This is a genomic window from Streptomyces sp. NPDC047028, from assembly GCF_040644095.1.
GTDB lineage: Bacteria > Actinomycetota > Actinomycetes > Streptomycetales > Streptomycetaceae > Streptomyces.
This window is the reverse complement of record NZ_JBEYVS010000087.1, coordinates 1-11,732: the sequence shown is the minus strand read 5'-3', so window position 1 is coordinate 11,732 and position 11,732 is coordinate 1. Positions and strand designations below refer to the sequence as shown.

Here is an 11,732-nt window from a genome sequence, read left to right as displayed (position 1 = left end):
CGACGGTCTCCTACGACGACCTCTCCCGGCCCTCCTACTGGGTCCGTCACGTCCGTGAGGCAGTCCGGTTCGCCGACGCGGTCACCACCCTCGACAACCAGGGCGTAGGCACCTTCCTGGAACTCGGCCCCGACGCCGCCCTCACCCCGATGGTCGCCGACCCCAGAGCCGTCCCCACCCTCCGCCGAGACCGCACCGAACCCCAAGCCCTGGTCGAGGCGCTGGCCCGGCTGCACTGCGCCGGTGGCGAGGTCAGCTGGCAGGCGTTCTACGCCGACACCCCGGCCCGCCGCGTCGACCTGCCGACCTATGCCTTCCAGCACGAGACGTACTGGCCGACCACGGCCCCCTACGCCGCCTCGGACGCGGCCGGGCTCGGGCTGACCGCCGCCGGGCACCGCATCCTCGCCGGTGCCATGGAACTGCCGGACAGCGAAGGCGTCCTGTTCACCGGCCGTCTCTCACTCGCCACCCACCCGTGGCTCGCCGAGCACGCCGTGAACGGCACGGTCATCGTGCCCGGCGCCGCCCTCGTCGAGATCGCCGTACGCGCCGGAGACCAGATCGGCTGCGGCACCGTACGCGACCTGACCCTGCACGCCCCCCTCGTCCTCGACGAACGCGGCGGAGTCGCCCTGCGCGTCGCCGTCCGGCTCGGCGGAAGCGAAAGCGGCAGCGGAAGCGAGGGCGCCGAGCCCGCCGTCACCGTGCACTCCCGCCCGGAAGGGGAGGAGGAGTGGACGCTGCACGCCGAGGGCTCCCTGTCCGCCGAAGCCGTCACCCCCGCCGACCTCGGCACCGCCTGGCCCCCGGCCGGCGCCGAGCCGGTCGACACCATGGGGTTCTACGACGAGCTGGCCGGCATCGGACTCCAGTACGGTCCGCTCTTCCAGGGCGTCACCGCGGCCTGGCGGACCGCCGACGGCGCCGTCCACGCCGAGGTCGCCCTCCCCGAGGGCACGGACACCCACGGCTACGGCATCCACCCCGCCCTCCTCGACGCCTCCCTGCACACCATCGGCCTGCTCGGCACCGGCGAGAGCGACAGCGGCGAAGGTGACACCGGGGGCGCCCGACTCCCCTTCTCCTGGAGCGACTTCGCGCTGTACGCCGCCGGCGCCTCGGCGCTGCGGGTGCGCGTCGCGGGCGAGGGTTCGGGCTACCGGATCGACCTCGCCGACCCGTCCGGCGCACCCGTCGCCACCGTCGGAGCGCTCGCGCTGCGCGCCCTGCCCACCGCCCCGGCGGGCGCCGCGCGCGGGCACGACTCGCTGTACCGCCTGGACTGGCAGAAGACCGCCCCCGTGCAGCCCGCTACGGCGTCCGTGCCCTGCCGGGTCATCGGCCCGGACCCGCTCCAGCTCGTGGACCTGATCGCGGAGACCGGCGGCCGGCACACGGAGGTCACCGACGACGCCGAGCTGACCTTCGCCACCTTCGTCACCGCCGGCTTCGAGCCGCGCGACGCCGTGCACCGGGCGCTGGGCGTCGTCCAGGAGTGGCTGGCGGGCGACCGGCCCGAGGGGGCGCGGCTCGTGCTCGTCACCTCAGGTGCCGTGGCCGCCGCGGCCGGTGACCGGGTGCCCGACCCGGCGGCCGCCGCCGTGGTCGGCCTCGCCCGGTCCGCCCAGTCCGAGCACCCCGGGCGGATCGTCCTGGTCGACCTCGACACCTCCGCCGAGTCCGCCGACGCCCTGCTGCCCGCGCTCGCCGGCAGTGATGAGCCCCAGTTCGCCCTGCGCTCGGGGCAGTTGCTGGCGCCCCGGCTCGTCCGGAACGTGGGCTCCGAGCTGAGTCTGCCCCAGGGCGACGCGCCCTGGCGGCTCGACTTCACCCCGACCGGCACCCTGGACAGCCTCTACGTCGCCGATTTCCCCGAGGCCGCCGAGCCCCTCGCCGAGGGCCAGATCCGGGTCGCGATCCGCGCGGCCGGCGTCAACTTCCGCGACGTCATGAACGTCCTCGGCATGTACCCGGGCGACGCCGGGCGGCTCGGCCTCGAAGCCGCCGGTGTCGTCGTGGAGGTCGGGCCGGGCGTGGACCGGTTCGCTGTCGGGGACCGGGTCATGGGCCTGTTCTCCGGGGCGTTCGGACCGCTCTCGGCCGTCGACCACCGGCTGGTCTCCGCGATGCCGTCCACCTGGACGTTCGCCGAGGCGGCCGCCGCCCCCGTCGTCTACCTCACCGCCTACTACGCCCTCGTCGACCTGGCCGGCCTCACCACCGGCGAGTCCATCCTGGTGCACGCCGCCGCCGGCGGTGTCGGCACCGCCGCCGTACAGCTCGCCCGCCACCTGGGCGCCGAGGTGTACGGCACCGCCAGCCCCGCGAAGTGGGCCGCCGTGCGCGCCCTCGGTGTCGACGAGGACCGCATCGCCAACTCCCGCACCCTGGAGTTCGAGGAGCACTTCCTGGAGGCCACCGACGGGCGGGGCATGGATGTCGTACTCGACTCCCTTGCCCGGGAGTTCGTCGACGCCTCGCTGCGCCTGCTGCCGCGCGGCGGCCGGTTCGTCGAGATGGGCAAGACCGACATCCGCGACGCGGACGAGGTCGCCGCCGCCCATCCCGGCGTCACGTACAAGGCGTTCGACGTCATGGACGCCGGACCCGACCGCATCATGGAGATGTACGGCGCGCTCCTCGACCTGTTCGAGAGCGGCGCCCTGCGTCCGCTGCCCGTCACCGGGTGGGACGTGCGCGAGGCCCCGGAGGCACTGCGCGTCATGGGACAGGCCCGGCACACCGGCAAGCTGGTGCTGACCGTGCCCGCGCCGCTGAACCCGGAGGGCACCGTACTTGTCACCGGCGCGACCGGCGCCCTCGGCGGGCTCCTCGCCCGGCACCTGGTCACCGAGCACGGCGCACGGCACCTGCTGCTGGCCAGCCGCCGCGGCGACCGCGCCCCCGGGGCCAGTGAACTCATCGGCGTGATCAACCAGTTGGGTGCTACGGCGGAGCTGATCGCCTGCGACACCGCCGACCGGGACGCCGTCGCCGCCGCCCTGGCCGCCGTACCGGAGGCGCATCCGCTGACCGCCGTCGTGCACGTCGCCGGTGTCCTCGACGACGGGGTCCTCGACTCGATGTCCCCGGAACGGCTCGACAAGGTCCTCGCGCCGAAGGCGGACGCCGCCCGCCACCTGCACGAGCTGACCCGGCTCGCCGACCTGTCCGCGTTCGTACTGTTCTCCTCCGCCGCCGGCACCTTCGGCAACGCCGGACAGGCCAACTACGCCGCCGCGAATGCCTACCTGGACTCCCTCGCCGCGCACCGCCGCGCCCAGGGCCTGCCCGGTCTCTCGCTCGGCTGGGGCCTGTGGGCCGCCGAGGGCGGCGGCATGGCGGACAGCCTGGACGAGGCCGAGCGCGCCCGCATGGCCCGGTCCGGCTCCGCCGCGTTCACCGGCGAGGAGGGCCTGGCGCTGTACGACACCGCGCTCGCCCTGCCGCACGCCGCGCTCGTCCCCATCCACCTGGACCTGCCCGCCTCGGCCGCGCCCGAGGAGGTGCCCGCGCTGCTGCGCGCCCTGGTGCGCACCCCGGCCCGGCGCACCGCCCGCGCCGCCGACAAGGCCGCCGGGGGAGGAGAGCTGGCCGCACGGCTGGCCCCGCTCGGCGCCGACGAGCAGCACGCGCTGCTGCTGGACGTCGTCCGCACCCACGCCGCCGCCGTCCTCGGACACAGCAACCCCGAGGCCGTCGACGTCACCCAGGCGTTCAAGGACCTGGGCTTCGACTCCCTCACCGGCGTCGAGTTCCGCAACCGGCTCGCCGCCGCCTGCGGTCTCAGGCTCCCGGCGACGCTGGTCTTCGACTACCCGGCGCCCGAGGCCCTCGCCGGCTACCTCCGCGAGGAACTCGTCGGCTCGCTGCCCGCCACGATCCAGGCTGCGGGCACGGCCCTCGGCACGGACGAGCCCATCGCCATCGTGTCCATGGCCTGCCGGTTCCCCGGCGGGGTCCGCTCGCCCGAGGACCTGTGGCGGCTGCTCGCCACCGGCGGCGACGCGATGGGCGCGATGCCCGGCGACCGCGGCTGGGACATCGACGCCGTCGTCGACCCGACCGGTGAGCGCCCCGGCACCAGCTACACCGACCAGGGCGGCTTCCTGCCCGACGCGCCCCTCTTCGACGCCCCCTTCTTCGGCATCAGCCCCCGCGAGGCCCTCGCCATGGACCCGCAGCAGCGGATCCTGCTGGAGACCTCCTGGGAGGCCCTGGAGCGCGCCGGACTCGACCCGCACACCCTGCGCGGCAGCAGCACCGGCGTCTTCGCCGGCCTGATCTACCACGACTACGGCAACGGCGCCGGGTACAGCCACCTGCCCGACGGCGTCGAGGGCTTCCTCGGCACCGGCACCTCCGGCGGTGTGGCCTCCGGCCGCATCTCCTACGTCCTCGGCCTCGAAGGCCCCGCCGTCACCGTCGACACCGCCTGCTCCTCCTCCCTGGTCGCCCTGCACATGGCCGTCCAGGCGCTGCAGCGCGGCGAATGCGACCTGGCGCTGGCCGGCGGTGTCACCGTGATGGCCACCCCGGACACCTTCGTCGACTTCTCCCGGCAGCGCGGGCTCGCCGCCGACGGCCGCTGCAAGGCGTTCGCCGACACCGCCGACGGCACCGGCTGGGCCGAAGGCGTCGGCATGGTCCTCGTCGAGCGGCTTTCCGACGCCCAGCGCCACGGCCACGACATCCTCGCCGTCGTCCGCGCCAGCGCCCTCAACCAGGACGGCGCCAGCAACGGCCTGACCGCCCCCAACGGCCCCTCCCAGCAGCGCGTCATCCGGCAGGCCCTCGCCACCGCCGGCCTCGCGCCCGCCGACGTCGACGCCGTCGAGGCGCACGGCACCGGCACCAGGCTGGGCGACCCCATCGAGGCACAGGCCCTCCTCGCCACCTACGGCCAGGACCGGCCCGAGGACGCCCCGCTCTGGCTCGGCTCCGTGAAGTCCAACCTCGGCCACACCCAGGCCGCCGCCGGCATCGCCGGTGTCATCAAGATGGTCGAGGCCCTCGGCCACGAGGAACTGCCCGCCACCCTGCACGTCGACGAGCCCAGCTCGCACATCGACTGGGAGGCCGGCGCCGTACGCCTGCTCACCGAGGCCCGGCCCTGGCCGCGCCGCGAGGAGTCGGCCCGCCGGGCCGGGGTGTCCGCGTTCGGGTTCAGCGGCACCAACGCCCACGTCATCCTGGAGGAGGCGCCCGCACCCGCGGCCGTGGCCGAGAAGGAGGAGCAGGCGGCCGGGCCCGTTCCGTGGCTGCTGACCGCCCGCACCCCCGAGGCACTGCGCGAGCAGGCCCGCCGGCTCGGCGAGCAGCTCGCCGGACGCGAGCTGACCGCCGCCGGCCTCGCCCGCGTCGGCCACTCCCTGGCCACCACCCGCACCCCGTTCGAGTACCGGGCCGTCCTCGTCGGCGACGACGGCGAGCAGCTGCTGAGGGGCCTCGCCGACCTCGCCGACGGCAACCCGGCCGCCGGGATCGAGGAAGGACTGGCCGCCCCCGCCGGCAAGACCGTGTTCGTCTTCCCCGGCCAGGGCTCGCAGTGGGTGGGCATGGCCCGCGAACTCATGGACGCCTCCGAGGTGTTCCGGGCCCGGATCGAGGAGTGCGCCGCCGCCGTCGACGCCCACACCGACTGGTCCCTCGTCGACGTCCTGCGCGGAGCCGACGGCGCCGCCTCCCTGGACCGCGTCGACGTCGTCCAGCCCGCCCTGTGGGCCGTGATGGTGTCCCTGGCCGCGCTGTGGGAGTCGTACGGCATCGTCCCCTCGGCCGTCGTCGGGCACTCGCAGGGTGAGATCGCCGCCGCCTGCGTGGCGGGCGCGCTCAGCGTCGAGGACGCGGCCCGCGTCGTCACCCTGCGCAGCCGGGCCCTGATCCGGCTCGCCGGCACCGGTGGCATGGTGTCCGTGCCGCTGCCCGCCGCCCGCGTCGAGGAACTCCTCCAGCGGTGGCCGGACCAGATCTCGGTCGCCGCCGTCAACGGGCCCGCCTCCACGGTCGTCTCCGGCGACCCGGACGCCCTCGACGCGCTGCTGGAACACTGCGAGAGCGACGGCGTGCGCGCCCGCCGCATTCCCGTCGACTACGCCTCCCACTCCGCGCACGTGGAGTCCCTGCGCGAGGAGCTGGAGGACCTCCTCGCACCCGTACGCCCCCGCGCCGGCTGGATCCCGCTGCACTCCACGCTGGAGGACCGGCTCATCGACGGGCACGAGATGGACGCCTCCTACTGGCACCGCAACCTGCGGCACACCGTCCGCTTCGAGCCCGCCGTGCGCTCCCTCGCCGACACCGGCCACACCCTGTTCGTCGAGTGCTCCCCGCACCCGGTGCTGACTGTCGGCCTCACCGACACCCTCGCGGACGCCGGCGCCGACACCGCCGTCGTCACCGGCACCCTGCGCCGCGACGACGGCGGCACCGGCCGCGTCCTCACCTCGCTGGGCCGGCTCGTCGTCCACGGCGTCCGCCCCGACTGGGACGCCGTGTTCGCGGGCCGCGCCACCGGCCGGGTGCCGCTGCCCACCTACCCCTTCCAGGGCGAGCGGTACTGGCTGGAGCCCACCACCGCCGCACCGGCCGACCCGGCCGCCGTCGGCCAGAACGACGCGGCCCACCCGCTGCTCGGCGCGGCCGTCACCCTGCCCGGCGACGGCGGACTCGTCCTCACCGGACGCCTGTCGCTCGCGGCGCAGCCCTGGCTCGCGGACCACGCCGTCGGCTCCACCGTCGTCGTGCCCGGCACCGCCCTGCTGGAGATGGCCGTCCGCGCCGGTGACGAGGCCGGCCACCCGCACCTCGCCGACCTCACCCTGGAGGCGCCGCTCGTCCTGCCCGAGCGCACGGAGACCCAACTCCGGGTCGTCGTCGCCGGAACGGGGGAGGACGGCCGTACGGTGACCGTCTACGCGCGGCCCGCCGACGCCCTGCCCGACGACGAGTGGACCCGGCACGCCACCGGCCTGCTCACCCGGGAGCCCCCCGCGGCCGGCGACCACCTCGCCGTCTGGCCGCCCGCCGGCGCCGACAGCGTCGACACCACTCGCCTCTACGTCGACCTCGGCGCCCTCGGCCTGGACTACGGGCCCGCCTTCCGGGGCCTGCGCTCCGCCTGGCGCACCGAGGACGCCCTGTACGCCGAGGTCGCCCTGCCCCTCGAAACGGCCGCCCAGGCAGCCGAGTTCGGCCTCCACCCGGCCCTCCTCGACTCCGCCCTGCACGCCATCGCGCTCGGCGGCTTCCTCGACGCGGGCGACGGCGGACCGTGGCTGCCGTTCTCCTGGTCCGGCGTCACCCTGCACAGCACCGGCGCCGCCGCCCTGCGCGTGCGGATCGCCGCCGCCGGGGAGGGCGCGGTGTCCGTCACCGTCACCGACACCGCCGGGGCCCCCGTCGCCACCGTGGAGTCACTGGGCCTGCGCCAACTGCCCGCCGACGCCCTGGCCCGGCTGTCGCAGGCGGCCGGCAACCCGTTCCGCGACACCCTGTTCCACGTCGACTGGACGGCCCTGCCCACCCCGGACACGTCCGAAGTCCCGGACGACTGGGCGGTGTTCGGCGACGACCCGCTCTTCCCCGGCCTGCCCGAGATCTTCTCCACCGAGGAACTCGACGACGGCATCGGCACCGTCCTCGCCCCCGTGCACTGGCAGAGCACGATCGACGACGCCGTGATGCAGACCCTCGGCGACCTCCAGGTGTGGCTGTCCGACCCGCGCACCGACACCGCCCGTCTGGTCGTCGTCACCCGCGGCGCCGTCTCCACCGAACCCGGCGAGGACATCGCCGACCTCGCGCAGGCCGCCGTCCACGGACTCGTCCGCACCGCGCAGACCGAGAGCCCCGACCGGATCGTCCTCGCCGACATCGGCACCGAGGTCCCCTCCCGGGCCCTGCTCGCCGCCGCACTCGCCACCGGCGAACCCGAGTTCGCGCTCCGCGACGGCGAGATCCGCGTCCCGCGCCTGGCCCGCACCGAGCCCGCCGACGACGGCACGGCGCACACCTGGGCACCCGACGGCCCCGTCCTCGTCACCGGCGGCACCGGCGGCCTCGGCGCCCTCGTCGCCCGCCACCTCGTCACCGAGCACGGCGTGCGCAGCCTGGTCCTGGCCGGCCGCCGCGGCCCCGACGCCCCCGGCGTCACCGAACTCGCCGAGGAACTCGCCGAGTCCGGTGCCACGGTCGCCGTCGAGGCCGTCGACATCACCGACCGGGACGCCCTCGCCGCCCTCCTGGACCGGCACGCCCCGCGCGCCGTCGTCCACGCGGCCGGAGTCCTCGACGACGCCACCCTCGGCCGGCTCACCCCGGAGAAACTGGAGACCGTCCTCGCCCCCAAGGCCGTAGCGGCCCAGCACCTGCACGAGCTGACCGCCGGCCGCGACCTGGACGCCTTCGTCCTCTTCTCCTCCTCCGCCGGCACCTTCGGCAACGCCGGACAGGCCAACTATGCCGCCGCGAACGCCTACTTGGACGCCCTCGCCGCCCACCGGCGCGCGAACGGCCTGCCCGCCGTCTCCCTCGCCTGGGGCCTGTGGAACCAGGGCAGCGGCAGCGGCATGACCGGCCACCTCGACACCGGCGACCTCGCCCGGCTCGCCCGGTCCGGCATCCGCCCGCTCGACCCCGCGCAGGGCCTCGCCCTCCTGGACGCCGCCCTCGGCGCCCACGGCACGCACCACCCGCAGCTCGTGCCCATCGGCCTCAACACCGCCGGGCTGCGCGGCGCGAGCGACGGCACGGCCGTACCGCACCTGTACCGCGGCCTGGTCCGCACCCAGGCCCGGCCCGCCGCGCACGCCGCCCCCACCGTCACCGCAGCGGCCGAGGGCGCGGGCGGCCCCGGCGAGGCACTGCGCGCCCGCCTCGCCACGCTGCCCGCCGACGGCTGGGAGACCGCGCTGCTCGACCTCGTCCAGTCGTACGCGGCGGCCGTCCTCGGCTTCGCCGGACCGTCGGCCGTCGCCGCCACCCGCTCCTTCAAGGAACTCGGCTTCGACTCGCTCACCGCCGTCGAGTTCCGCAACCGGCTCACCGCCGCCACCGGCATCCGGCTCTCCGCCACCGCCGTCTTCGACCACCCGACGCCGCTCGCCCTGGCCCGCCTGCTCCACACCGAACTGGCACCCGAGCAGACCGACCCGGCCGAGGGCGTCCTCGCCGAACTCGACCGGCTGGAGAGCCACCTGCCGGACGCCTCGCTCGACGACGAGGCACACCGGGCGGTCACGGCCAGGCTGGAGGACCTGCTGGCCCGCTTCAAGAGCATGCGCACCGCACAGTCCGACGGCTCCGACGACGTGGGCGCCCGGCTGCAGGACGCCTCGTCCGACGAGGTGCTGGCCTTCATCACGGACGAACTCGGCATCTGACACGGGGTCCCGCCGCCGTCGCACGAGGGAGCACACCGGACACCGGTGCCCTCGTGCGGCGCGGTGGCGATCAGAGGGGAAGTAGGGAAACACATGGCTGACGAGAAACAGCTGGTCGACACGCTCAAGCGGGTCGCGGCCGACCTGCACGACACCCGTCGGCGGCTGCGCGAGGCCGAGGACAGGGAACACGAGCCCATCGCGATCGTCGGCATGGCCTGCCGCTTCCCCGGCGGCGTCGGCTCGCCCGAGGACCTGTGGGCCATGCTCGACGCCGGCCGCGACGGCATGTCCCCCTTCCCCCACGACCGCGGCTGGACCCTGGACCAGCTCGCCGCCAGCGACGGCCACGACGACACCGGCCGCCGCGCCGGCTTCCTCCAGGACGCCGCCGGCTTCGACGCCGAGTTCTTCGGCATCAGCCCCCGCGAGGCCCTCGCCATGGACCCCCAGCAGCGGGTCCTGCTGGAGACCTCCTGGGAGGCCCTGGAGCGGGCGGGCGTCGACCCCCGCACCCTGGCCGGCACCCGCACCGCCGTCTACGCCGGCGTCAGCAGCAACGACTACCTGCGCGGCCTCACCCGCATGCCCGACTCCATCGCCGGCCACATGATGACCGGCGTCGCCGCCAGCGTCCTGTCCGGCCGCGTCTCCTACGCCCTCGGCCTCGAAGGCCCCTCCGTCACCATCGACACCGCCTGCTCCTCCTCCCTCGTCGCCGTCCACCTCGCCGCCCAGGCCCTGCGCGGCGGCGAATGCGCCCTGGCCCTCGCCGGCGGCGTCACCGTCATGGGCTCCGCCGGCACGTTCCTGGAGTTCAGCCGCGCCGACGGCCTCTCCCGCGACGGCCGCTGCAAGGCCTTCGCCGAGGCCGCCGACGGCACGGGCCTCTCCGAGGGCGTGGGCGTCCTGGTCCTGGAGAAGCTGTCCGACGCCCGCCGCAACGGTCACAACGTCCTCGCGGTGGTGCGGGGCTCGGCGATCAACCAGGACGGTGCGAGTAACGGGCTTACGGCCCCGAACGGTCCGTCCCAGCAGCGTGTGATCAAGCAGGCGCTGGCTGCCGCGCGGCTCACTCCGCAGCAGGTCGACGTGGTGGAGGCGCACGGTACGGGCACCAAGTTGGGCGACCCGATCGAGGCGCAGGCGCTGCTGGCGACCTACGGCCAGGATCGTGCCGAGGGCGCCCCGCTGTGGCTGGGCTCGATCAAGTCCAACCTCGGCCACACCCAGGGCGCCGCCGGTATGGCCGGCGTCATCAAGATGGTGCTCGCCCTCCGCCACGAACGGCTGCCCGCCACCCTCGGCGTCGATGAGCCGTCCACTCACGTCGACTGGTCGGCGGGCGCGGTGGAACTGCTGACCGAGGCCAAGCCGTGGAAGGCGGGGGAGCAGCGGGTACGTCGAGCGGGTGTCTCCTCCTTCGGTATCAGCGGGACCAACGCCCACGTGATCGTGGAGGAGGCGCCGGAGGACGAGGCACCGGCCGCGGTCGCCGAGCCGGCCGCGCTGCCGGTCGTCCCGTGGATCGTGTCCGGCGCGAGCGAGGAGGCGGTGCGGGGGCAGGCGGCTCGGCTGCGCGAATTCGTCGCCAGTCGGGCTGAGTTGGACCTTGCCGATGTGGGGTGCTCGCTGGTGACCCGGCGGTCGGCGTTCGGGTACCGGGCCGCTGTGGTCGGCGGTGACCGGGAGAGCCTGGTAGCCGGGCTGGAGGCGGTCGAGGGCGGCAAGGCTGTGCCGTCGGGTCCGGTGGCCTTCCTGTTCACGGGGCAGGGGAGTCAGCGGGCGGGGATGGGGCGGGAGCTGTATGAGGCCTTTCCTGTGTTCGCCGCCGCCCTGGATGAGGTGTGCGCTGTCCTGGATGCCCATCTCGAACGCCCGCTGAAGGGTGTGATGTTCGGCGGTGAGGGGCTGGACGAGACGGGCTTCACGCAGCCGGCGCTGTTCGCCTTCGAGGTGGCTCTGTTTCGGTTGCTTCAGGCGTGGGGTGTGCGGCCGGATGTGCTGGCCGGGCACTCGATCGGTGAGCTGGCTGCCGCGCATGTGGCGGGTCTGTGGTCGCTGGAGGATGCGGCGAAGCTGGTCGCTGCTCGCGGGCGGCTGATGCAGCAGCTCCCGGCAGGCGGGGCGATGGCTGCCGTGCAGGCGACCGAGGACGAGGTGCGAGCCGTGTTGCCGGACGGCACCGGCATCGCGGCTGTGAACGGACCGATGTCGATCGTCGTGTCCGGTCCCGATGCGGGTGTGAACTCGGTTGTCAGCCACTTCACCGGTGAAGGCCGTAAAGCGAAGAAGCTCACCGTGAGCCACGCTTTCCACTCGCCCCTCATGGAGCCGATGCTCGCC

At 74.9% G+C, this 11,732-nt stretch carries 2 protein-coding genes; both read left to right on the top strand.

From position 1 onward, the window contains the following. Positions 1 to 149 precede the first annotated feature (149 nt). Positions 150 to 9,386 (top strand): SDR family NAD(P)-dependent oxidoreductase, encoded by a 9,237-nt coding sequence (locus ABZ854_RS36305; RefSeq protein WP_361220087.1) that lies wholly within the window; start codon positions 150 to 152, stop codon positions 9,384 to 9,386. Between the two features lie 93 nt (positions 9,387 to 9,479). After that, positions 9,480 to 11,732: type I polyketide synthase (locus ABZ854_RS36300; protein WP_361220084.1), on the top strand; the 2,253-nt coding region annotated here is incomplete at its 3' end.

Bases quoted from the DNA above. Each gene is read 5' to 3' on its own strand.
- ABZ854_RS36305 (WP_361220087.1), top strand. From the start codon at position 150: ATGGTCGCCGACCCCAGAGCCGTCCCCACCCTCCGCCGAGACCGCACC.